This is a genomic window from Rhizobium sp. CF142 (assembly GCF_000281145.1).
In the GTDB taxonomy this organism is placed as follows: Bacteria; Pseudomonadota; Alphaproteobacteria; order Rhizobiales; family Rhizobiaceae; genus Rhizobium.
In genome coordinates this window covers 44,980-68,212 of sequence record NZ_AJWE01000006.1, presented here as the reverse complement: position 1 = coordinate 68,212, position 23,233 = coordinate 44,980, and the positions used below count along the sequence as shown (strand labels likewise).

The window sequence follows — 23,233 nt, the reverse complement described above, 5'->3', positions numbered from 1 at the left end:
CCAGAGCAATTCCAGCAGAAGTGCGCCGCGATTTTGCGTCCGGAATTGCATGGAAACAAAGAGATAGAGCATTTCCGCGATTCGAAGAAAAATGGAAATGCTCTCGTCTGCGGTTCCCTTAAATGCACTCCGGTCACCGTCAGATGCCATGTGCATGTGGGGTAGGGCCATTAGCGCCGTTGTGTCGATGATCAGACCTTGACAAGGACCAGTCCATAGAACAGGCCCGTGCCGCTCGCGCTCAGTTCCCGATTGCTCTCGATCTTGCCGCCAAACGCGGCTAACAGCGCCTTGAGCACCAGCCCCTTCGCTTCGACCGATGCGCCCTTCTTCATCTGGATCGAATAGTTCACGTCCGCGCGAATGGCCTGCTGTGTCTGATAGGCCAGCGACTGTTTCCCATACTCCGTCAGGATAGACTGGCAGTTCGGGCCAAGCGTATTGCGAATTTGATGAAGATCATCGAGGGCAAGTTGTTCGACCCTGACATTCGTCAGCTTGAGCGTGACGGAGTCGATATAGGAGAGGCTGGCGCCGAGACCCATCTTTGTGAGCGTTGCCGGATCGAGCGAAAGCGAGCCGTTCAGCGAGCGGGAGACATTCTGCGACTCCGCCGGGTCGATGATCGGTGGCGGGCTCTGGGTGTAGTCGGGACGGCAAAGATAGGTCAGCTTGAGAGGCGCCGAAAATCCGCTCCCTTTTATCGATGTCACGAGCGAACCCGGCCCGTAGGCGGTGGACGGAAGCGCGACCGCTTCATAACCCAGCGACTGGAGCGTCGAATTGAGGTCCGCACTGCTTTCTCTGCTTGGCGGCATGGAGCTGGTGCAGGATACCGTCAAAAGGGACAAGGACAGGAACAGAAGCATAGCGGGACGTTTCATCATGACTTCTCCGTTGCGCTGGTTTTAGGCGCCTGAGGCTTCCAAAGACCCGGGGGCGACCGGCGACCGCAGGAGCTTGCTCAATTGCCCGGTTTGATGCTGTCGTAAGCCAAGGCCAGACGTTGCACGACTTGCCGACGACCTTGATGGTCGCAGCTTCTGGTTCCTTTTCTGGATGCTGTCCGGGATCCGTCTGCCCGCTCGCGATCGAGAGCGAGCGCAGATGATACATTGCTCCTTTAAATTGTAAATAGGACAAATCAAGATTTTACTTAGACTTCCGGTATTTTTATTTGGAAGATTTTAAATCTGGAATAAGTTTGAAGTCATAAACTTTCTCATTGAATTTCCGCAGAACATTCGCTCTATTGTAGTGGGAAATCAGTACTCAAAATCTGCTTGACATGACTTCGGAACACGAGTCCGGAGGCTGATACTTATTGTCGGAGGGCAGTAATGACGGAGGGAAGCAAGATACCGGAATTTCAAATCGGCCTTGCGATGGCGGGCGCGATTTCGGCAGGCGCCTATTCGGCCGGGGTATTCGATTTCCTGGTGCAGGCGCTGGAGGCCTGGGAGGTGGCAAGGGCCGATCCGGAATCGGCGCCGGTAATTCCCAATCACCGCGCTGCAATCAAGGTCATTACCGGAGCGTCGGCCGGAGCGATCACCGGTGCCCTGGGCGCTGTCGCTCTGGCTGGGGGCGTCCAGCCGACGTCGGCGGACCCGGGCGGGGCCTCGACGCAGAAATACAAGTACCTTCTGCCGAACCTCTACGATGCCTGGGTGGTCCGCCCGCAAATGCTGTCGACGACCGGGCGATCCGACTTTCTCGATACCAGCGATCTGGAGGACGGGGGCGATGTCGTTTCAGCTCTGAACAGCAAGGTGCTGATTTCGATCAAGGATGCCGCGCTGAAGATCTCGGCCATCACTCCCCCTTATCCCTATGTTTCCTCCACGCTCGACGTCTACCTAACGATCTCCAACCTTCGCGGCGTGCCCTACACGGTGAGCTTCACCGGCGGCGACTATGGCATGATGAGCCACGGCGACCGTGTCCATTATCGTGTGCTGGGACTTGGGAACTGGGCGAGCCAGAGCTCCTTTGCCGATAACGACACGATGCGCGCGCTCGACGTGAAGTCGCTGCTGGTTGGCGGACAGCCGAGCGCGGAATGGAAGGATTATGCGCTCGGCGCGGTGGCATCCGGAGCCTTTCCGATTGGACTTTCCGCCCGCGAATGGATCGCGAACGTCGATGATTACGAAGGCAGGAACTGGCCGCTTGCCGATGCGAGCTACGTCAGGGACAGGATGAAGCCGGCATTTCCGACGGATTGGGGAAAGCAGCGTGCATTCCCGTTCACGGCGGTCGATGGCGGCCTGATCAACAACGAGCCGTTCGAATTTGCCCGTTATTGCCTCATGCATGATCCAGGCACACCCAATCCGCGAACGGGATCCGAGGCCGACCGTGCGGTGATCATGATCGATCCATTTCCCGAGCCTCCGCTGTTTCCACCCGATGGACAGCCGGCGGGCGACCTGATGAGCGTTCTCATGGCACTCTTGCCGGCGCTGCGCACCCAGACGCAGTTCAAGCCTTCGGAAGTTGCTGTGGCGGCAACCGACGGCATTTTCAGCCGCTTCCTCATCTGCCCGCATCGTGTGCCGCCCGGCGGAGCCGAGGAAGCTTATGCCATCGCGTCCGGATTGCTTGGCGGCTTCGGCGGCTTCCTCTCGCAGGCGTTTCGCGAGCACGACTACCAGCTTGGGCGGCGCAACTGCCAGAAGTTCCTGAAGGACTCCTTCGTCATCCATGGAGACAACGAAATTGTCAAAGCCTGGCCGGATGCGGCGCGTGCCAACGAGGATTTTCGCGGAAGAGACATTGAGAACAAGCCCACCTTCCAGATCATACCGCTCCTCGGTGATGCGGCCGACGTGGTCGACTATCCGCAATGGCCGCGCATTACCGAAAAGGACTTTGATGACCTGCAGGCCGCGATCGAACGGCGCATCGAAAAGCTGGGTGCAGCACTGATTGCCCAGAAAGGGCCGAGCTGGTGGTTGCGCCGTCTTATGGAACTCGGCTTCCACTGGGGAAAGAAACGCGTCTTCACCTTCGTCCGGCTGACGCTTCTTGCCGATCTCGTGCGACGCGACCAGTTGAGCGAATGGAGCCTCCCGAAATCCTGGAAGCGACCAAACGCGACGGAGACCGAAATCAGACTGGTCCTGGCCGCATTGCTCAACCCGACGTTCGATTTCAGGAACGAGGCCGGGATCGCCAAGTCCACCGGCCTCGATGTCGCCAAAGTCCGCGACATTCTCGCCGCCTGCCAGACAGACAAGAACGCCCGCTTCTTCGTCTGGCGCGCTCCGTGGACCGACAAGGCGGGAAATCCCGTCTTTGCGCTTGCCTCGCGAAAGCCGGCTGCGATTTGGCGCGTGCCGGGCCTGCGTCAGCTTGGTAACTGGTTCACCGCTCCGACCATCGATCCTCCGGGCGTATGAAGGAGACGGATATGTGGAACTCGGCAGTGCTCGACGTCGGCATCGGACTTGCGCTCATGTATCTGCTTCTGGCACTCGTCTGTAGCGTCGTCCAGGAGCTCATCGCCAACATTACCAGCTGGCGGGGGCGCCATCTGCTGACGAGTATCAAGACGATGCTCAACGATCCCAACATGACGGGGCTTGCAAAGCGCGTTTATGCCGACCCCCGCATCGAGCGGCTCTCGCTTGCCGGCAAACTGCCGAGCTATATCCCGCCAGCTGCCTTCGCCAAGGCGCTGGTGGACATCGTGACCGATGAAAAAGCGTTGGCGTCACCCTCCCTGGACGGCCCGCTGGCTCCATTTCTCAGAGAGGCCCAGGGCGATGCCGACAAGCTGAGGGCCGCGCTGGAGCAGTGGTACGACGACGCGATGGACCGTTTCGGAGGATGGTACAAGAGAAACGTACAGCTCGTGATCCTGGCGATTGCGGCGGTCGTAACGGTCGGATTGAACGCAAACTCCATCGAGGTCGCGCGACAGATCTGGGCGCAGCCGGCGCTTCGCGCTGCCCTGTCGTCCCAGGCGGAGCGCCTAGCGGCAGCGGACAAACCAAACACGCTCATCCCGACGCAGGATTCCTCCAGCACCGACATCAACGCCGTCCTCGGCGAGATCGACCAGAACCTTCCGATCGGGTGGACAACAGCAGACATCGACCGCCTGATGTTCGGGACTACCGTGACAACCGGTGCGGACGGAAAGGCGCAGAAAGTGGCACTGTCAAAAGGAGAAAGGGCCTGGGCGTGGATCAAGCACGTGGCCGGCTGGCTCCTGACGATGCTGGCGCTCTCACTCGGAGCACAGTTCTGGTTCGATAGTCTGGGCAAGGCGATCGGCATTCGCGCCGCCGGCCCCAAACCTTCAGAGAAACAGGATGTGGCTGGCTGAGAAACACGCGCCAATTCTTACGAGCTTATGCCAGCGGCGAGGTAAGCCACGTCGAGGGCGTCCTCTGGCAAGCTCAGCAGCGTTAGCCGCGGCACTTGCCTTCACACGGGTTGCAAATCGCAATCCTCCGCTGCTACACCCGCCCAAAGCTCATAGAAAACTTCCGGCTGCCGCCACCGTGGCGGGGGCTCTCGAGTGCATGTTGAGTACATTCGCGCGGCGATATCCGTCCGCTCAATCCCGGCGACCGGCTCTACAACAGACTGGATTCGTCGGTCACGGCACGATGATTCTAGCTGAGGACTTCCTTGCCGGGAAGGACGGTTGTCATGAAGCGATAGGTCGAATTCGCCAAGTAACGAGGGTCGGACTTGATCATCGACATGAATTCGAGATGACCAGCTTTTGTCCGGCCAACGAGGCAGCCGGCGCTCGTTTGTCCGAGATCGTCTTTCGGAGCATTGTATCCCCAATGCTGATTGATAGCAAAGAGGCCAAATTCCGTCTGATCGCCCTGGCGCTTGAAATCCTTATTAAGATCCCGGTAGACGAGAATGGGCTCAACCTGAACCAGCGCTTCATGTGCAGACGCCTTGCCAGGATGATGCGTGCCCACGCTCCAGGACTTATATTGATTGAAGGCAATCCTCGCGGCTCCCTTGCTGCTCATCGGGTTCATTGTCCAGAAGAGCCCCGGCTCCGTCGTTCCTTCCCAAACTGTAAAGACCGGCGCGCCTCCTGCGTTTACCGAAAACACAACGCGCAGATCATTGAACTGATTTGGCTTGTTGTTATTCGACTTGCCGTCGGGGTCGACGCCTTCCAGATAGACGATGTTTGTTGCTTCAGGATGCCGGCAGATCCAATATTCCTTCGCCACCATGTAATCGATGACCTTGTCGAACCAGGTTCCGGACTTGGCGAGTGCGGGTAAGGTTTCATGCTTTGTGTCGAGGAGCGCTTCGGCCAGTTGTGGCGTAAGGCCGAGCCCGATCGACATGCCTTTCCGGTATGCGAATTCGGTAAGCGCCCAGTTCGATGCCGGACCGAATTTGCCGTCTACGGGTGGATCAAGATATCCATACTTTGTCAGCAGAAACTGGATTTGCTTTACCAGTTCGCCGTCGCCTCCAAGCTGAGAAATTAAAACCGTGTTTTTAACATCTTCAAGTCGCATGAGTTCTCTCCGACGAATTGATTGTGATCCCTTGAGTTGAGGCGATCTCTACGGAAGAAGCACCTCTCCAGCTTTCACGGACGCGTCCAGATGAGGTGCGTTGCCGGGATTGGAAACGTAATAGCTTGTCGCCATCAGATAGGCGCGAACGTCATCGCCGGTTATGAGCGCCGGCGCCTTTGGAACCGGATGAATGAGGTGAGGATCCTTTCCCTTCAGCCAGTCCAGGAATTTCGTGGGCGGGCCTGCCATATTGATCCACAAGGCGGCGTAGAGCATGGCTTTCCCGCTGATTGTTTTACCGCCGTTGCTTGCCGCGGAAATGCACGTGTCCAAGCTCTGATACACATCGGAGAGAATGGCTTCGTCCATCTCGTCGACATCGGCTCTGTGTTTGTCGAGTGCCGTATTTACAAGCTTCGTATCGCTTGGATTGAGCGGATTCCCGATAGTGTGGACCGACAATTTCGCCAGCAGGGAATTTATCTTTGAAGGCGGAATTCCCTCGGATGTCAGTATATCGTTGAAGGTTTTGGTGACAACCACCTGGCCTGCGGCTAGGTCGCCCTGCATGAAACCGAACGATGCACCGCTTTTCCCCTTGGCGGCGAAATAGAGGCGATAAGGAGTATCATTGCCGATTTCGTGCATTCTCAAAGCTGCCCGCAAAGCCGGCTTAAATTTCTCTGCTGGCATAGGTTTGCCCTCCGATCCCTGCCAAGGCCCGAGTGTCCTTCGAAACCGCTATCGTCCCGATCCAGCCGCCGTCCCACTTTAAGTAGAAGGCCTCCCGCGTCTTTCGCGACATGCCGAGACACCAGGCCACGAACCCGGAACAGTCACATTTCCGGTTCGCTGCCGGTGACGGATTGCCAGGGTCCATTTCCCCGGTACCCAGCCCGTAGCGGGTTCCTTTATCGGTCGCGCTCAATGCCCTGTTCACAGCTGCGCTGGCTCTCATCATGTCCTCCTGCAGTTCTATTTTGGCGATCCATGAAATGATCTTTGGCATCACAAGCATTCCGGGCCATAACATCGACCGGGGTTGGTTTGGTGATGCACGAAAGCCCTCACTGCGGCGATGCTTGTCGAATGCAGCTGGACCGGTTTGCGGTTATCGGGCGCGAGCCGGCTGGCTCAGCTTAGCGGCCAGGCAGTCTTGAGCGCCTGCTGATTTGGCCCATTGAAGGTGTCGCGATCGACGTTACCAATGCCTTTGACCTTATGAGGTTGCTGGCCGATGTTGCCGTCGGTATATTGCCAGAGTGTCCAGCTGCCCCACAAAGCCGGGACGCCGAAAGGCGAATCTGCATATCGCGCATACCAAAGAGGGCATTGGGAAAGAACTGAGTTCGTTACGTTTTTCGTCGCCTCTCTCAAGAGGTGCCCGCCGTAGATCAGCGGATAGCGGCCGATTTCCTTTTGTATCAGCTCCACAAACTCGACCATCTGAGAATAGCTCATATTCGTACCGGAACTGCTCGGCTCGTAGTCCAGGCAGATAAGCTCGTCCGGAGCGGGTTGAGCATAGGACAGGTAGTTCTCGACCTGGAGCAAAGGATTGGCACTGCTGGAAAAATGATAGGATCCCCAAAGTAATCCGGCCGTCTTCGCCTTATTCTTCCGCGTATGATACTCTTTATCCCTGTAATCCCTTCCCTCTGTCGCTTTATGTACGACCGCCAATACACCGTCGTTCACAACCGACTGCCAGTTCGTGATCGTATTGTGGTGCGATATATCGATAACTGCATTGATTCCAGGTATAGCCATAGGAAAATACCTCGTCTGAACAGAATGCAATTGTTATTGAAGCTTAAGTTCAACTTGTTTGCAATCATCAGTTATTGGTATTTATAAAATACTATCCGTTACCCATAGTTGAGTTCGCGAGCCGTTTTCAGTCCGTCTATCTTCCGATGTAGTAGCTGGACGCTGACGGGTGACGATCGCTCGGAACGCTCGAGGCTCTTGGATTGCCAAAAAGATATCGGTTACCCGCTGCGATGATCGCGGGTCATGCCTTCAAGGGCAGGACTTCCGCTGCCAGCGACAGCCATAAGCGCCGCCTCACCGCCGCCGTCACGGGCAAGCAGCGACATGCCATTCTGCAGCGTGGCAAAGAAGACGGCAGCGGCCTCACAGTCGAAGGTGGCGGTCATTTCACCCTCGCTGACGGCCGCTCGAATCTTTTCATAAGCTGGCTAATATTTTCGGCGCGGCGCTGCCTGAGATCCTCACCGATCGCTTCGATTTCGTTGACCGCCGGGTTGGAACCGAGCACGATCATGCAGCCGGGGGGCTGATCCGGGCGGCTATAGGCGCGGGCGGTGTTGACGAGAAAGCCTTCGATCGCTGAAGCCGCGGCATGGGCGCGGCAATCGCCAAGCGGCTGGCGGCCGATGGCGCCAATGTCGTCAAGGCGATTGAGGCTGCGGGCGGAACAGCGCTCGCCGTCATGGCCAATGCGTCCGACGACGCCGATGTCGAGGCTGCCGTTGCCTGGACGGCACCTTCGGCCGCATCGATATCCTCGTCAACAATGCCGGGATTTTCCATGCCGGGCCGATCGAGGCCCTGTCGCATGACGATTTCGATCAGACCTTCTCGATCAATGTCCGCTCGGCCTTCGTGGCGTGGCAGCGCTAACGGTCATGCCGGATGGCGGGCGCATCATTTCGATCGGCAGCAATCTTGCGGTACGCGCGGCATCACCGTCAATGCCGTGCATCCCGGCTCGACGGATACGGACATGAACCCGGCAGACGGCCCGCATGCGCGTGAGTAGAAGGGGCTCATGTCCAATCCGGCGGGCTTTGCCGATCCCGGCGAGATTGCCGATGTCGTTGCCTATCTCACCTCACCAGCCGCCCGCTCGGTCACCTGTGCAGCCTGGACGGTCGACAATGGGGCGAATGCCTGAAACTGAGAAGGAAAAAGCCCGGCGCAAAACGGGGCTTTGATCACGCGGCCGTATTGGCCTCGGCGGCGCTCAGCGCGAGATCTGTCACCTCGCCGGTCGAGGCATAGCCGGAGACGAGTTCGGCGAGCATCAGGCGGGCGGCGGGAATGTCGTTGCGGTCAAGCGCGGCATCGAGAACCTTCAGGCGCTTGGAAAGCTCCGGCCAGAAGAGAAAATCCTCGCGCGCCTTCATGATGCGCGGATGCTGCGTCGTCTCGGGATTGTCGCCGATCAGCAGTTCCTCATAGAGCTTTTCGCCAGGGCGCAGACCCGTGACCGAAAGCTCTATATCGCCTTCGGGATTGTCGTCGCTACGAACCGTCAGGCCGGAGAGATCGATCATCCGGCGCGCCAGATCGGCGATGCGCACCGGCTCGCCCATGTCGAGCAGGAAGACATCGCCGCCATCTGCCATGGCGCCGGCCTGGATGACAAGCTGCGAAGCCTCCGAGATCGTCATGAAGTAACGGGTGATGTCGGGATGGGTCAGCGTTACCGGGCCGCCGTCCCTGATCTGCTGGCGAAACAGCGGCACGACGGAACCGGAGGAACCCAGCACATTGCCGAAGCGGACCATGGAAAAATTGGTGTGCGCGCCGGCCTGCTTTTCGGCCGATAGCGCCTGCAGCACCATTTCGGCAAGCCGCTTGCTGGCGCCCATCACATTGGTCGGGCGGACCGCCTTATCGGTGCTGATCAGTACGAAATTGGAGACACCGTATTTTTCGGCCGCCTGTGCGGTGATCAGCGTGCCCATGACATTGTTCTTGATGCCTTCCACGGCATTCTGCTCGACGAGCGGCACATGCTTGTAGGCGGCGGCATGATAGAGCGTCTGCGGGCGCCAGCTCATGATGATATGTCCCATGCGGTCGCGATCGCGCACCGAACAGAGGATCGGCGCGATCTGTACCTTCTGTTCATAGAGTTCCGAAAGCTTCAACAACTCGCCATGGATCGCATAAAGGGCGTATTCGTTCTGCTCGACGAGGACGAGATGCGTCGGCCTGCAGCGCAGGATCTGGCGGCAGAGTTCACTGCCGATCGAGCCGCCGGCGCCCGTCACCATCACCACCTTGCCAAGTGTCGCCTTGTCGAGAAGCTCCTGGCGCGGCGCCACGGCCTCGCGTCCAAGCAGGTCCTCGATTTCGAGTTCGCGAATATCGGAAACGGCAATGCGGCCCTGTGCAAGGGCGGTCAGATCCGGCAGCGTGCGCACATTCACCCGCGCCTTGCGGATCTGCTCGAGGATCTCGTTGCGGCGCTGGCGCGATGCAGACGGCAGAGCCAAAAGCACATTGTGGACATTCAGCGTCTGGACGATCTCCGGCAGGTCGGCGGGATCGTAGATCGGGAGACCGCCCATGATGCCGCCCTTGAGCTTCGGATCGTCATCGAGATAACCGACGACATTGAGTTCGGCACTATTCGTCAGTGCAGCGGAAAGCTGCCGGCCGGAACTGCCCGCTCCATAGATCAGCACCTTTGCCATCGCGCCCTTGTGCAGGATGCGCTGATAAGTATCGCCGAGCCAATAGCGGATGCCGAGGCGCGAAAGGCCGATCGCGATCAACAGAAGCAAGGGCTGCAGAATGCCGACCGTGCGCGGAATGCCGGGAACGCTGAGTGCGGTGAAGATCGTCGCGAAGGCAACGCCATAGATCGCAATCGCCTTCAGCACCGCCAGGAAAGCGGCAATGCCGGCATAGCGGAAGATCGCCCGGTACATGCCCATGACGATGAAGATCGGCAGCGCCAGACACAGCGACACGAGAACCGCGAGCCATTGCACGCCCGTCAACACCGTCCATTCATTGAGACGGAAACAATAGGCAAGCCAGATGGTGAGAACACAGAGGCTGGAATCGACGATCAGTGCAAGAATGCGCTTGGCCGGACGCGGCATTGCCAAGAGCGGTCCGACCAGTGCCTGCATCGACATCCAGGACCGGCTGGCCTTTGATCCGTCATTTGAGGGATCATCATGCATGTTTATACTGTCCACCCATCATTCCAGCCTGACTTCTTCTTGTCCTTTTCGATCTCAAGTGCAACCGAATAATCGGTAGTCGCGTACGCAATCTGTTTATAACCTTGGGTAGTAGCCTCAATGGGTTATGCCCTTACTGCCCAATACCTTGCTGACAGTCATTGCCAGAATGCGCATATCCATGAAGAAGGAGCGGCGCTGCAGATAATCAACGTCGAACTTCACCTTTTCCAGGATCGGCAGTTCGTCGCGGCCGTTGACCTGCGCCCAGCCCGTCAGCCCAGGAAGCAGCGCATCGACACCTTCGGCCGTACGCAGCGCAATCAGATCGTCCTGGTTATAAAGCGCCGGACGCGGGCCGACGAAGCTCATTTCGCCCTTGAGGATACACCAGAGCTGCGGCAGTTCATCGAGGCTCGACTTTCGCAGGAAGCCGCCGATCGGCGTCAAATAGCGGGAGGGCTCGTCGAGCAGATGCGTGGCGACCGTCGGCGTGTCGATCCGCATGCTGCGAAATTTCGGCATCCGGAAGATCTCGTTGCGGCGCCCCACTCGGTTCGACCAGTAAAGTGCCGGTCCTGGAGAGGTCAGGCGCACACAAAGCGCCACGACCACGATCGGAATGATCAGGATCAGGGATGCCACCAGAGCCAGGAAAAGATCCACTGCCCGTTTCAAGTCCGTCCTCGCCTTTCGCACGCTCTTCTGGCCTTCAATGGCCTGACTTGCCCTATCGTCTCCGGCCAATTCACGTCAACGACCCTTTCCGGCCCCCCGGCGCTTTATGCGTTGTTTCTCAGGCATTTGCGGCAATTTCGCCACCGCCTTCCGAAACGATGCCTGAGTCAAGCCATTGAGAAGACTTGCCTCTCCTTCCATTGCGGAAGTTAACTAGGCCGTCGTTTCCGACACCTGTACTTCTTCCGAAATAGAAGGTGTCTTCCAATCGTTCCAATGACAGCATCAAAATTACGCACTTGCGGTCTTTTAGCGGCCATCTCTATGCAATTGAACGGTCACGGCGGCCAGCTATCGCACCGTTATTCGAAAGTGTTCACGCCCTCCGCGCAATCGGGCTGTTTTGCCGTACCAGCGCCATCAGCATCGGACCAAGCGAGAACTCTCCTCGCGCTCCCTTACGGGTCAGGTCACGCAGATAACCGCCTGGTGAGTTGATATGGGTTGCCCGTTCCAGCATGCAGGCGATAACGACAGCGGCATTTTCCCGACCAAGGCTTTCGCAAGCTGCCTGATAGGTCTCTGGAGTGATCCCAAGCATGGACCGTACGGTGACGGCAGCGGTCATGAGATCTCGCCAGCCCCTGATCGATCCTCCCTGAGCATAATCGTTGATTTGAGGGCAGGCCTGCAGGATGAGGGCAAGAGGGAATATCTTCTGGGTCCCGTTCAGATGAACCGTCCCGGATGCAATCGGTAGCGTTTCCACTTGCACCACCGGTAAAGATTCTAATTCGAGAGAGTCTATCTCTGAATTCTGTATGTGCGGTTCATTTTGGACCACACTGGCGGTCGTTTTTTTGAAATTATCGAAGTTCGTCAACAGATTGACGATGTCGGTGCGTAGTTCTTCGAACTTCAGCCGCACGCTGTCCAGATCGGAAGCTTTGGGATTGCGAGGCAGGCATGCGAGGTGATGGGTATAGGCAGCCTCGATCTCGTCCCAATTGCCGGGAACGGCGTCCCCGATTGCGGCATCGATCAGTTTGCGGACATCGCGGCGGCAGATCGTCAGTCGCTCGCGCGCTCGCCGGAGTGCTATCCGGTCGGCTTCGATCTTTTGAGCCATGGCAGCCAGTTCCTCGCTGCGGGCAAGAAGCGGCGCCAGGCTGAAGCCATAGGCATCCTCCAGTTCACCGGAGGTCTTGCGGCGGGCAAAACGTTTTCCGTTGGCACTGTCCTTGCGGATGATCAGCCCGGCGTCGACAAGAGCCGCCAGGTGCCGGCGCAGCGTGGTGACTGCAATACCGTGCGCCCGCACTATCAGCTGCCGGTTGGATGGAAAGACGACCATGCTCGCCTCACCGGAGAGATGGTTCTCAGGATAGAAGGAGAGAAGGGCGTTCAACACAGCGAGTGTGCGGTCAGAAATGTCGAGCAGTGGACGTGCTTCGCAGACGTCGCGAAACACCTTCCACTTGTCGACGGACTTATCTGGTTTAACTGATTCGGCCTGAAGCTGACCTCTCATCAAGGCAAGCGACATCGGCCGCCGCCCGAAAGGCGTCGTCACAAATCCCGTATTCATCGTGGTTCACCTTATACAAAGGCAAATCATCGGCGCCCGCCAAAACGGCGTTCAAAAACCTTGACAGCGATTCCGGGAAGTGCGATTCTCTAGGTGCTAAACGAGAGAAGAGGGCTTCCGGATGTTTGTTCGGGGGCCTTTTTCTTTGCCTATTGGCTCCTTTTCCTAACAGTCAAATCCTCGTCAGCGGCTTAACCCGCCAACGGTTATCGTTGTGGCCTGACGGCGCCGAACTCGTCGAAGAGCTCATCCAGCCGGGTGGTGAGATAATCGGCAAATTCAGGCACCATGCGCTCATCGAAAGTGATACGCGTCTTGTTGCCGGAGCGCTCGATTTGCGCTGCCTTCTGTCCTTGCCGTGTTTTCCAGATATCTCCGGCAGCTTTCTTCGCATCGCGCGCTGCCATTTTCGACAGCACACGCTGCAGGCGCTGATCACTGTCGAGATCGGCAAAGGCATCATCCTCAATGATCGCCTCGACCTTCTTCGGTGAGGAAGAGACAGCATCGACAAGTGCCAACCATCGGGCGCGGCCTGCCTTCGGTGCCGGCCCGATCGCAAGGATCACTGTCTGCGGTACGCCACGGGCGACCGAGATGTAACGGCTGAGATCGGCCTTGTCGGTCGAGAGTGCCGCTATAATGACATCACGGGGGTAGCCTGCTTCTTCCAGACGATGGGCAAACAGCGCCTTCTCGATGAAGGAGAGATCCTGCCGGTCGAGATTTTCCTTGCCCTGGGCAATCACCAGTTCGTTGTCGCTCAAGCTCTGGACGATCGCCTTGACCTTGAGCCCAAGCTTTGCCGCGGCACGCAGACGGCGACGGCCATAGGCAATCTGGTAGTGCCCTTCCACTTCAGGGTCGGGACGTACCAGGATCGGCACCTTCTGGCCGTGTTCGGCAATGCTTGTTACCAGTGCATCGAAATCGACATCGCGCTCGACCGGGATACGGTCGCTGATCGAGGAATTGGAAATATCCGCTGGGTCGATTTCAAGAACGGAAAACCCGGAGGAAATCTGCGCCTGCAGCCGGCCGGCGGCACGCGCAGCTTCCGTCATTTCCTGCAGCGATGCACCCATGGCCGAGACGGCGCCGGTGCGAACGCGGTCCGGGTTCTTCTCGACGCCGGCGGAAGGGGCCGGCGTATCAGTCTTGCGCATGAAGATCGAATTGACGGTATCGCGTCGGCTCATCAATTCTCTCCTTTCCAGTCAAAAGCGGGCAAGCCGGAAGAGCGCAGTTGGGAGCTCCCAACACGCTTTTGGGCTACCGATAGATGGAGGGATTTTTGCCAGGCGCTCACACGGCGGCTCCCTCTGTTGGGAGCTCCCAACAGGCCGGGTGTACCGCTGAAACCTAATAGACCGGTATCGGTCAGGGAGAACGTCACGTGCGCCCCCATGCTTGCCGGATCAGCGTCTCGACCTCGCCATTGACAGCATCAAGGGCTTCCATCGCCCGGTCATAGGTCGAGCGTGTCAGGTTCTCGCGGCCGATCTCGTAGAGCGTTTGCTTGGTGAGGCCAGCATCAGAGACCGCTGCCGATTTCACCATCGCATTGATCATGACGTGATCGTCGAACAGATTGCGCAAGAGCGCCGCGACCTTTGTCTGCGGCGCATCCTGCGGCTCGTAGCGAGTGAGCAGATATCGAATGAAATCGTAATTGAGCTCGCCGCCGGCTTCGCGCACGACGGAGAGAAGGTCATGCGTCATCAGCAGAAACTGGCTCATGGAGGCCACGTCCAGCATCTGCGGGTGCACGGTCACGATCATCGAGGTTGCTGCGCAAAGGCCGCTCAGCGTCAGGTAACCAAGCTGCGGCGGGCAATCGAGGACAACGACGTCGTAGTTCTCGGCAACATCGTCGAGCGCCTTGGCGACGCGCATGAAGAACACGCCTTCGCCATCCCGGGAGCCGCGCATCAGCGCGCGCGGCGTCGTATGCTCGAACTCCATGAGTTCGAGATTACCGGGGATGAGATCCAGGCCGTCGAAATAGGTATTGCGCACGACCTCGGAGAGGGGACGCCGCTCCTCATCGTAACGGATTGCCGCATAGAGCGTCTCGTTGGAACGGACATCGGTCTCGGGCATGACGCCGAGCATGGCGGACATGCTGGCCTGTGGGTCGAGATCGAGAGCGAGCACGCGGTAGCCTTGCAGCGCAAGATATTGCGCAAGATGCACCGATGTCGTGGTCTTGCCCGATCCGCCCTTGAAATTGGTGACGGCGATGACCTGGAGATGTTCGTTCTCCCTGCGGCGCGGCAGGAAGTCATACGCCTCGCGACCGCGCGCAGAGGCGGCAAGCAAGGCACGCAGCTCATTGAGCTGGCGCAGAGAATAAAGGCGCCGGCCGTTGCTGCTGACATCGGGCTGCGGGCCTTCGCCGGCAAGCGTCATCTTTCGCAAGGTTGAATCTGAGACGCCGATCAGCTTGGCCGCCTCGCCGGATGTGAAGCGGCGCAGCGTCTTGCTCGCGGTCGGCGGAAACAGGGCTTCGCTGATCGCCTGCAACTGCGAACTGATCGTCGACGCGTGGGCGCCGATCGTCTCATCGACGCTACGCTGAAGGGTCCGAGAAGTCCTTTGTGGCTTGCTCACGCTCTAATCTTTCATCACGGAAAAACACCAGAAACGGCTGTTTATCCGTGACGATTACCGATCGCAGCGATTCTGGCAAGCTACTCCAACAGAACAGGGCTGTAGCGGCAGCGGCCACGATCATGAGTTTACGACAGAAGGAATACAATTTCCCCTGATATCTCCGCCAGTTAACAGAAATCCGGCTCGCCTTGCAAATCTGTGCCATCCACACATCATTTTTTCGATCGATGCGGCAAAGCTGATATTTTGATCCCGCAGACGGCCTCTGGCGCATCCCATTGAGAAGAATCAGCTATTACCGATTCCTAATCTTTGCCGGCAAAGGATCTGATCACGAAGGGCGAGGCGGCCCTGTTGCCGCGATCCCCTGGGCGTTGACGAAGACGGAAGGCGCGCTTGTGTTTTCGACATCCGGAAGATGAGATCGCGCGAGGCAATGCCCGCCTGGAAAGTGAATACAAGCGAAAGGCTGCCTGACGCCGTTTTCGACGACAGGACGTCCCAAAATCGAACAGGGGTGTGACGGAATCGATCTGCGAAATAGATTCCGTATCGATGAAAAATGTGAGAAAAAACAGCGAGTTGAAAACGCACCAATCAGGCTATCCGAAGCTCGCAAAGATGGCTCTTTCGAGCCCATCTTCATACACCTTACTTATAAAGCATCCGGGACGTTTCTGCAATGATCGGCATACTTCCATCCCCGGCAGACAGCCGGGGAAGCCATGCATGTATGATGCCGTTTGCCCTAGCCGCGGAATGTGTAGCCGGCAATCGAGGCCGGTTTCATCTCAATCGAGAAGCCTGGCAGGGTTGGCGGCATATAGGCCGCGTCCTTGATGATGCAGGGATCGAGGAAATGTTCATGCAGGTGGTCGACATATTCGATGACGCGGCCATCCTTGGTGCCTGACACCGCCACATAATCGATCATCGACAGGTGCTGCACATATTCGCAGAGCCCGACGCCGCCGGCATGCGGCCAGACCGGCAGGCCGAATTTCGCCGCCACCAGCAGCACGGCCAGGACCTCGTTCAGCCCGCCCATGCGGCAGGAATCGATCTGGACGATATCGATCGCGCCTTCTGCGATGAACTGCTTGAACATGATACGGTTCTGGCACATCTCGCCGGTCGCTACCTTGACCGGGGAAATGGCCTGGCGGATCTTGCGGTGGCCGGCAACATCGTCGGGGCTCGTCGGCTCTTCGATGAAGAAGGGCTTGGCGAAGGCGAGTTGGCTGACCCAGTCGATCGCCTGGCCGACCTCCCAGACCTGATTGGCGTCGATCATCAGGTAGCGGTCCGGGCCGATCACCTCGCGGGCGATCCTGAGGCGGCGGATATCGTCCTCAAGGTCGCGCCCAACCTTCATCTTGATGTGGTTGAAGCCGACATCGATCGCTTCCTGGCAGAGCCGGCGCAGCTTCTCGTCCTCGTAGCCGAGCCAGCCGGCCGAGGTCGTGTAGCAGGGATAGCCTTCCTTTTCGAGCGTGGCGATGCGCTCGGCCTTGCCGGCTTCGGCCTGTCTCAGGATGGCGATCGCCTCATCGCGCGTCAGCACGTCGGTGAGGTAGCGGTAATCGACGATATCGGCGATCTCTTCGGCAGGCATGTCTGCAACGAGGCGCCAGACCGGCTTACCGGCCTCCTTGGCAAGCAGATCCCAGACGGCGTTGACGATCGCGCCGGTCGCCAGATGGATCGCGCCCTTTTCAGGACCGATCCATCGAAGCTGGCTGTCGCTGGTCAGATGCCGCCAATATTTGCCGGGATGGGCCAGCACCTCTGAAAGTTCGGTGCCGACGACGAGATGCCGCATCGCCTCGATCGCCGCACAGCAGATGTCGTTGCCGCGGCCGATGGTAAAGGTCAGGCCGTGGCCTGCAAGACCGTGCTTGTCGGTTTCCAGGATCACATAGGCGGCGGAATAATCCGGATCCGGGTTCATCGCATCGGAACCATCGAGGCTTTGCGAGGTCGGAAAGCGAAGGTCGAAAACGCGGAGGTCGGTGATGCGGGTCATGATGTTCTTCCCGTTGAGGGGCCGGCATCCTTCCTTGGAAGAAGCCGGCCATGCGAAAGCTCAGATCGTCCAGCCGCCGTCGATGGCGTAGGCTTGGCCGGAGGTGTAAGTCGCACCGGCGAGGTAGACGGCGAGATCGGCGATCTCCTCCGGCGTGCCGAGGCGGCCCATTGGCTGGCGGGCGATGAAGGCGGCGCGCGCCGTGTCATAATCGCCCTGAGCGCGCATGCGGTCCTGCAGCGAGGGGCTTTCCACCGTGCCGGGGCAGATGCAGTTGCAGCGCACGCCTTGCGTCACGTAGTCGGCAGCGACGGACTTGGTAAGCCCGATCACGGCAGCCTTGGTCACACCATAGGCAAAACGGTTCGGCACGCCTTTGATGCTGGATGCGACCGAGGACATGTTGATGATCGCGCCATCCTTGCGCTCCAGCATGCCCGGCAGCACCGCGCGGATGGTGCGGATCATCGCCTTGACGTTGAGATCGAAGGCAAATTCCAGATCGGTATCCTTCATGTCGAGCACGGAGCCGTTATGGACGGTACCGGCGCAGTTGAAGAGCACATCGACGGCGCCGATTTCGGCCACCAGCGCCTTGACCGCCTCGTCTTCGAGCACGTTGAGCTTGTGGGTGGAAATCTTGCTCTCCGCCGCAAGGGTCGCCAGCGCGTCGGTATTGATGTCGGTGGCATGCACCTTGGCGCCGGCAGCGGCGAAGGCAAGCGCGGAGGCGCGGCCGATGCCTTGACCGGCTGCGGTGATGAGGACGGTCTTGCCGGAAAGATTGCTTGTCATGTCATGGCCTCTTTGGGGATTTTTCGCGCGCTGGCGTGGTAATGAAATCTATCTCAAAAGGATCGGTCGGGATGAAGGCCGCGTTCGGCCACGTGCCTTGCAAGGCGCTGTCACCTTTGTGCAGGCAATCACGATGCCCATGCATTGCATGGCCTTCCTCCCTCTCCCGTTATCTTATTTTTGGCTCGCCTTGGCGAGCCTTTCCGGGGATTGCGATCGTCCGGCGTGAGAATATGCCGAACAATGTCCTCACATTTAATTTGTCTGTTTATAGACAAACAGACGATATCCTCATGGTCAAGCGCGAACTTTTTCTTTTCCGTCTGCCCGTGTGCGTATATGCAGAATGATATTCACAGGAGGGAAGAATGGAGACCGACGAGTCAGATCGCTATCGCGCTCCGGCGCTCGACAAGGGTCTTGATATTCTCGAACTTCTGGCAAGCGTCGACAGCGGCCTGACGCAGGCGGAAATCGCCAAGCGGCTGGAGCGCAGCCCGAACGAATTCTACCGCATGCTCGACCGTCTCGTGAGGCGCGGCTACGTGACGCGGCTCGATGGCGACCGTTATTCTCTCACCTTGAAACTCTTCGGCCTGGCGCAGCTGCATGCGCCGGTGCGCCGGCTTGCCTCCTATGCGACGCCGCTGATGCGCGATCTCGCTCAGCGCTCGCGCCAGGCAAACCATCTTGCCGTATTCGACCGGGGTGCTGCCGTCGTCATCGCCCAGCAGGAGGCGCCGGACTATTGGGGCCTGTCGATCCGCGTCGGTTCCCATATCAGCCTCTTCGACACCGGCTCCGGCCACGTGCTGCTTGCCTTCCGCAGCGACGAAGAGCGCGAGATGATGATCTCGGAACATGTGCGCAGCCGCAAAGACGCCGATCTCGGCCCGGAATTTTACGAGCGGCTGAACCAGATCCGCGAGCGCGGCTATGAAATGATGGCAAGCGTCCAGACGGCAGGCGTTTATAATCTCTCGGCACCGATCCTGGGACCGGACGGGCGCGGTATTGCGGCGCTGACCTGCCCCTACATCGCGCTGGTGAACGCGCCGGCAGCGCCCGATATCACCCAGGCGATCGGTATGGTGCAGAAGACGGCGGCCGAGCTCTCGGCGCTCGCCGGCGCAACGATTGCCGTGCCGGGTTAAGATCCAGCAGAATTTTTATTTGAATAATCCATTCACCAAAGATAGGTTGCTGCCAACCACTCTTTGGAGGAGAAGAGCGTGTTCATCGATACCCATCTGCACGTCATCGACCGGTCGGCGCTGAATTATCCCTGGCTTGCCGATGTGCCGGCCCTCGACCGCGATTTTCTCTACGAGACCTATGCGACCGAGGCCAAACGCTGCGGCATCACCAAGGTGCTGCACATGGAGGTGGATGTCGATCCAGTCATCATGCAGGCCGAGACCGACTATGTCAGCCGCCTCGGCGATCTGGTTGCTGGCGCGATCGTCTCCTGCCGGCCGGAAGAAGAAGGTTTTGCCGCCTATCTGGAGCGCCAGAAGGCCGATCCCTTCGTCAAGGGCTTTCGCCGCGTGCTGCATGTGGTGCCTGACGATGTCTCGGAAGGTACGCTCTTCCGCGAGAATCTCAGAAGGCTCTCCGGCGCCGGCCTGACCTTCGACCTCTGCACGCTGCCGCATCAGGTCAGCAAGGTTGTGGCGCTCACTGACGCCGCCCCCGATGTGCAGTTCGTGCTCGATCATTGCGGCAATCCGGATATCAAGTCGAACGCCTTCGAGCCCTGGAGCCGCGGCATTGCCGAAATCGCCCGCCGGCCGAATGTCGTCGCGAAGATTTCCGGCATCGTCACCAATGCCGATCCGGCAAGCTGGACGGCGGAAAACCTGCGGCCCTATATCGAGCACGTCATATCGAGCTTCGGCTGGGATCGTGTGGTCTGGGGCAGTGACTGGCCTGTCTGCACGCTGGCGAACGGCCTTTCTACCTGGGTCGCGGCCACCCAGGCGGTGCTGTCAGGCACCGCGGAAACGGAGCGTTCGAGGCTCCTTCACGGCAATGCACAGCGTCTGTGGACGCTCTGAGTTTCACTCAGCCTCGCCCTTTTAGGGTTCAATTCTGCCGGATTCTCGCTTGAAGTGATCTGTCGCTACGTGCAATCCGTAGGGGCTCTCGGATGGCGCGATGTTTTGGCCCAACCTAAACTACATCCAAGCAATTGCTAGGTTGAACTAACTCGGCTAAAAGTTGTTGTTACCGGGCGTGTAAGTTGTCGGTCCGGTTTTCGCAGGAGGGAATATCAGATGAAAGAAGAACCGCATTCCGTAGATGTTCACGTCGGCAAGACGATCCGTATACAGCGCCTGCTGAGAAAGGTTTCTCAGACGGAGCTGGGCGATCGTGTTGGCGTGACCTTCCAGCAGATCCAAAAATACGAAAAAGGCTCCAACCGCGTCTCTGCCAGCATGCTCGTCGAAATCGCCGGCGCACTCAGCGTCGATGTCAGAACATTCTTCGACGATCTGACGGCACCCGCCGCCAACGCAAACGATAATCCCGCTCCGAGCGAAGAATTCATCATTTCGCGTGAAGGCGTCCAGCTCAACGCTGCCTTTTTCTCGATCAAGAACGAGCAGCTCCGCAAGAAAATCCTCAAGCTCGTCCAGGCGATTGCCAGCACCGAGCAGGCTGAAGTCGACGCTGCTGAATAACGCGTCGGCCTGATTTTCTAGCGCTCCGTCGCACCCTGCATCAGGGCTAATGGCGATCGATCACGATCAGATTTTCGCCAGCGTCCTTCATTGCGATCTTGGCTTTGCTGCCGACGAGTTTTTCGAGGTTCGCATCGAGTTCCCTATCCGGATCGATGCCGTCCCAATCGATGACGACCTGCAGCAGCGCCATGTTTGTCAGGTGCATGAGATTGCGCAGCTGAAGTTTTTCAGCCTCGTCCTTGGCTGCCGACAGCAGCCGGAAGAGTCTTGCGTATTCCCTGCCTGCACCTTGGTCCCTTTTTTCGAACATTGTTTTGGCCCTCGACAACAGTCATATCCCCACGCAGATTACCTTGGGCTTGGAACCGTTATTCGAGCGTTACAGGCTGCGTCTGCTGCGTGACTTCGGCCTGCAGCACTTCGAAATGCGAGGTCGCAGCAAAGCTCCAATCACGCTTCGCTGACGCAAACTCTCCCTTTTGCAGCCATTCCAGCACGAGCCTTGCGTCGGTACGCTTGCGTTCGACGCGATTGGCGCGGATCGCCGCCAGGATCTGCTCGCGCCGCGGTTTGCGGGCAAAGTGAGACTCTTCGACCACCTTGGCATAGGTCCGTTCCGAGAAATGCAGGAAGCGGCCAGCGAGCAGCAGCTTCTTGCGTTCGCTGATGGTAATCTCACCCTTCGCATAGAGACCTTCGATCGTGGGCTCGAAATCGACCCAGGGAACGGAAAGCGGCAGCCAGCCAAGTTCCTGTGGTGCATGGACGAGCGCCACTGCCTCGTCATCGATGAGATCGCCGGATTCGTAATCGTCGAAGATCGAGCCGATGCCGACCATGCCGAAGGCGGAGCATTCGGCAGCGCGCAGCGCGCCCATGCTGGAGCCTCCGGCAACGGCAACGCCCTTTTCCAAGGCAAAGAGGATTTCCTTGTGCCAGACGGAGGGCAGATCGCCAAAATAGCCGTCGATCAGGCCGATTGCGGTCGCCCCCTCCTGCACGGCTTTCAGAATGTCGCCGCAAGCGGCAGGCGGGCGGAAATCAATATCGGGATGCTGCTTGCGGGCATCCGCAATCTCGCTTGCAAGGCTCGGACCGACGAAGAGGATCTTCATGCCGCGGCCTCCCTGATGACGTTGACGGCGCGCAGGCCGAGCTGGATGTACTGGCCGCTGATATCGACCTCGAGGCCCGGCACGATGACGCGCACGACCGAAACCGGAAGGGTGGTGTGTGACAGCGGCACGGCGATGATCTGGCCGATGCCGGCAGCCCTCAGCCGGCCGGCAATGTGGCGGATCGTATCCTGGATCGTCATCGGGCGCTGCGGGCGCATGGGGAAGGGTTTCAGCGCCGCATCATTGTTGCAGAGATCGACGACCTGGCGCATGCCCGCGCTGCGGTCGATCCGCTGGTAGATCCTCGGCGAAAAATCGTCGCGGCTGCCGGCAATCGCTGTCAACCGGCTCTGGGCAGCCTCGGTGATGGCGCGAAGAGCTGCGCGTATTGGATCAGGATGGCAGCCGCAACCGCCGCAGACCTGGGCCCAGCGGGCATCGACGCGATCAGAGAGATTGCCGGGAATGATGACGGCAAGAAAAGCCGGGACACCGATATCGGTGGTCATGTCGATTAGCAGCAAGCGCATGCCGGCTTGGCGGATGCGATCGACCAAGACGTCAATCACGGCATCGCCGAAGGCGAGCGGATCGATGCGGTTCTGCTTGAGCTGTTCAGGGGATTTGAGCTGGGTCAGCGCCCAGGCATCGCGCTCGACAAGTTCGCAGAGTCCGTGCAACACGGCTTCGGCAGGCGTATTGCCCGAGGCCAGGCCGTCACTCGATTGTTCGAAGCCCGGCGGGCGTTCGCCGCGATGGTCGAGGCCGACCAGCCACCAGGGCACGAAAGCGGTGCTGCCCGAAAGAAGATCGAAGCCGGAGCACCAGGGGATTTGACTATCGCCGATCTCGTCGGGCGCACAGCGCGCCACGCTGTCGAGGTCGATCATGGCGGCCCGTTCGGCCTTCATGGTATCGAGGCTGGCGAGCGTCAGATCGGCAGGCGCAATTTCAGCGATGCGGGTCTCGATCGCCTCCATGGCGGCAGAGGTCATCGCCGCTTCCTTGTCGATACCCTTGCCCTGGAAGACCGACAGCGTGTGGCTGTTCGGCCTTGTGGCGAAGGCAACCGGAATGTTCAGCACGTCGAGGCCGGTCAGCAGTCCGACGCGGGTGATGCCGAATTCGCGCAGATGCGGTTTGATCGCCGCAAAGGTCTGCGCCGGAGTCATCGACCGGTCGTGGTAGCTGTTGATGCCTGCCGATGATCTGTTGAGGTCAGCGGCAAGCGTTTCAAGGTCGGCCAAAGCAGACATGCTG

General features: G+C 58.8%; 21 protein-coding genes and 1 pseudogene. 6 read left to right on the top strand and 16 right to left on the bottom strand.

Translation table 11 applies throughout. From position 1 onward, the window contains the following. Positions 1–191: 191 nt before the first annotated feature. Entirely contained in the window at positions 192–887 is a 696-nt protein-coding gene (locus tag PMI11_RS00570; RefSeq protein WP_007812161.1) for a hypothetical protein, read from the bottom strand. A gap of 453 nt (positions 888–1,340) precedes the next feature. Here PMI11_RS00570 and PMI11_RS00565 point away from each other — a divergent pair, with 453 nt between their 5' ends. Together PMI11_RS00565 and PMI11_RS00560 are read left to right on the top strand one after the other, a co-directional pair. Beyond that, positions 1,341–3,404, top strand: a complete 2,064-nt coding sequence (locus PMI11_RS00565; protein WP_007812158.1) for a hypothetical protein — start codon at positions 1,341–1,343, stop codon at positions 3,402–3,404. A gap of 11 nt (positions 3,405–3,415) precedes the next feature. After that, a complete protein-coding gene (locus PMI11_RS00560) occupies positions 3,416–4,336 on the top strand; it encodes a hypothetical protein (protein WP_007812156.1) in 921 nt (306 codons plus the stop codon). A 292-nt stretch (positions 4,337–4,628) separates the two neighbouring features. Here PMI11_RS00560 and PMI11_RS00555 read toward each other — a convergent pair whose 3' ends face one another. The 5 genes from PMI11_RS00555 to PMI11_RS37170 form a co-directional block, all read right to left on the bottom strand. Further along, a complete protein-coding gene (locus PMI11_RS00555) occupies positions 4,629–5,513 on the bottom strand; it encodes a peptidoglycan-binding domain-containing protein (RefSeq protein ID WP_007812154.1) in 885 nt (294 codons plus the stop codon). Between the two features lie 48 nt (positions 5,514–5,561). After that, complete coding sequence (locus PMI11_RS00550) at positions 5,562–6,209, bottom strand: hypothetical protein (RefSeq protein ID WP_007812152.1); 648 nt, start codon at positions 6,207–6,209, stop codon at positions 5,562–5,564. Next, a complete protein-coding gene (locus tag PMI11_RS00545; RefSeq protein WP_157179566.1) occupies positions 6,190–6,525 on the bottom strand; it encodes a hypothetical protein in 336 nt (111 codons plus the stop codon). Before PMI11_RS00545 ends, PMI11_RS00550 begins: the two co-directional genes overlap by 20 nt. Positions 6,526–6,650: 125 nt before the next feature. Beyond that, a complete protein-coding gene (locus tag PMI11_RS00540; RefSeq protein ID WP_007812147.1) occupies positions 6,651–7,286 on the bottom strand; it encodes a glycoside hydrolase family 25 protein in 636 nt (211 codons plus the stop codon). A gap of 221 nt (positions 7,287–7,507) precedes the next feature. After that, positions 7,508–7,675: a hypothetical protein gene (locus PMI11_RS37170; RefSeq protein ID WP_007812146.1), complete on the bottom strand. Its 168-nt coding sequence runs from the start codon at positions 7,673–7,675 to the stop codon at positions 7,508–7,510. 206 nt (positions 7,676–7,881) lie between these two features. On the opposite strand from PMI11_RS37170, the pseudogene PMI11_RS00530 reads away from it, so the two are divergent. Next, a pseudogene (locus tag PMI11_RS00530) lies at positions 7,882–8,436 on the top strand (SDR family oxidoreductase). A 40-nt stretch (positions 8,437–8,476) separates the two neighbouring features. On the opposite strand, the gene PMI11_RS00525 reads toward PMI11_RS00530, so the two are convergent. From PMI11_RS00525 to PMI11_RS00495, 7 genes are all read right to left on the bottom strand, one after another. Further along, positions 8,477–10,411: a polysaccharide biosynthesis protein gene (locus tag PMI11_RS00525; RefSeq protein ID WP_007812143.1), complete on the bottom strand. Its 1,935-nt coding sequence runs from the start codon at positions 10,409–10,411 to the stop codon at positions 8,477–8,479. A gap of 171 nt (positions 10,412–10,582) precedes the next feature. Continuing rightward, on the bottom strand, positions 10,583–11,143 hold the full coding sequence (locus PMI11_RS00520) for a sugar transferase (RefSeq protein ID WP_007812141.1): 561 nt from the start codon (positions 11,141–11,143) through the stop codon (positions 10,583–10,585). Positions 11,144–11,519: 376 nt separating this feature from the next. Beyond that, positions 11,520–12,731, bottom strand: coding sequence for a plasmid replication protein RepC (gene repC, locus PMI11_RS00515; protein WP_007812139.1), 1,212 nt, complete (start codon positions 12,729–12,731; stop codon positions 11,520–11,522). 206 nt (positions 12,732–12,937) lie between these two features. After that, complete coding sequence (repB, locus tag PMI11_RS00510; protein ID WP_007812137.1) at positions 12,938–13,930, bottom strand: plasmid partitioning protein RepB; 993 nt, start codon at positions 13,928–13,930, stop codon at positions 12,938–12,940. A 193-nt stretch (positions 13,931–14,123) separates the two neighbouring features. Beyond that, positions 14,124–15,344: a plasmid partitioning protein RepA gene (repA, locus tag PMI11_RS00505; RefSeq protein WP_007812135.1), complete on the bottom strand. Its 1,221-nt coding sequence runs from the start codon at positions 15,342–15,344 to the stop codon at positions 14,124–14,126. Between the two features lie 751 nt (positions 15,345–16,095). Next, positions 16,096–17,373 (bottom strand): L-fuconate dehydratase, encoded by a 1,278-nt coding sequence (locus PMI11_RS00500; protein WP_007812133.1) that lies wholly within the window; start codon positions 17,371–17,373, stop codon positions 16,096–16,098. Positions 17,374–17,433: 60 nt separating this feature from the next. Further along, entirely contained in the window at positions 17,434–18,168 is a 735-nt protein-coding gene (locus tag PMI11_RS00495; protein ID WP_007812130.1) for an SDR family oxidoreductase, read from the bottom strand. A 368-nt stretch (positions 18,169–18,536) separates the two neighbouring features. Between PMI11_RS00495 and PMI11_RS00490 the strand changes: the two genes are divergently transcribed. The 3 genes from PMI11_RS00490 (at position 18,537) to PMI11_RS00480 (ending at position 20,852) form a co-directional block, all read left to right on the top strand. Then, positions 18,537–19,322: an IclR family transcriptional regulator gene (locus tag PMI11_RS00490; protein ID WP_007812128.1), complete on the top strand. Its 786-nt coding sequence runs from the start codon at positions 18,537–18,539 to the stop codon at positions 19,320–19,322. Positions 19,323–19,400: 78 nt separating this feature from the next. Then, positions 19,401–20,225 (top strand): amidohydrolase family protein, encoded by an 825-nt coding sequence (locus PMI11_RS00485; RefSeq protein WP_007812125.1) that lies wholly within the window; start codon positions 19,401–19,403, stop codon positions 20,223–20,225. A gap of 219 nt (positions 20,226–20,444) precedes the next feature. Further along, positions 20,445–20,852, top strand: a complete 408-nt coding sequence (locus PMI11_RS00480) for a helix-turn-helix domain-containing protein (protein WP_007812123.1) — start codon at positions 20,445–20,447, stop codon at positions 20,850–20,852. A 46-nt stretch (positions 20,853–20,898) separates the two neighbouring features. On the opposite strand, the gene PMI11_RS00475 is transcribed toward PMI11_RS00480, so the two are convergent. Genes PMI11_RS00475 through PMI11_RS00465 form a run of 3 tightly spaced genes read right to left on the bottom strand, consistent with a single transcriptional unit; the run spans position 20,899 to position 23,229 of the window. After that, positions 20,899–21,165 carry a hypothetical protein gene (locus tag PMI11_RS00475; protein ID WP_007812121.1) on the bottom strand — a complete coding sequence of 89 codons (267 nt, stop codon included), beginning with the start codon at positions 21,163–21,165 and terminating at the stop codon, positions 20,899–20,901. A 58-nt stretch (positions 21,166–21,223) separates the two neighbouring features. Beyond that, on the bottom strand, positions 21,224–21,970 hold the full coding sequence (locus PMI11_RS00470) for a TfuA-like protein (protein WP_007812118.1): 747 nt from the start codon (positions 21,968–21,970) through the stop codon (positions 21,224–21,226). Further along, positions 21,967–23,229, bottom strand: a complete 1,263-nt coding sequence (locus PMI11_RS00465; RefSeq protein ID WP_007812116.1) for a YcaO-like family protein — start codon at positions 23,227–23,229, stop codon at positions 21,967–21,969. The genes PMI11_RS00470 and PMI11_RS00465 overlap by 4 nt, the downstream gene beginning before the upstream one ends. Positions 23,230–23,233 lie beyond the last annotated feature (4 nt).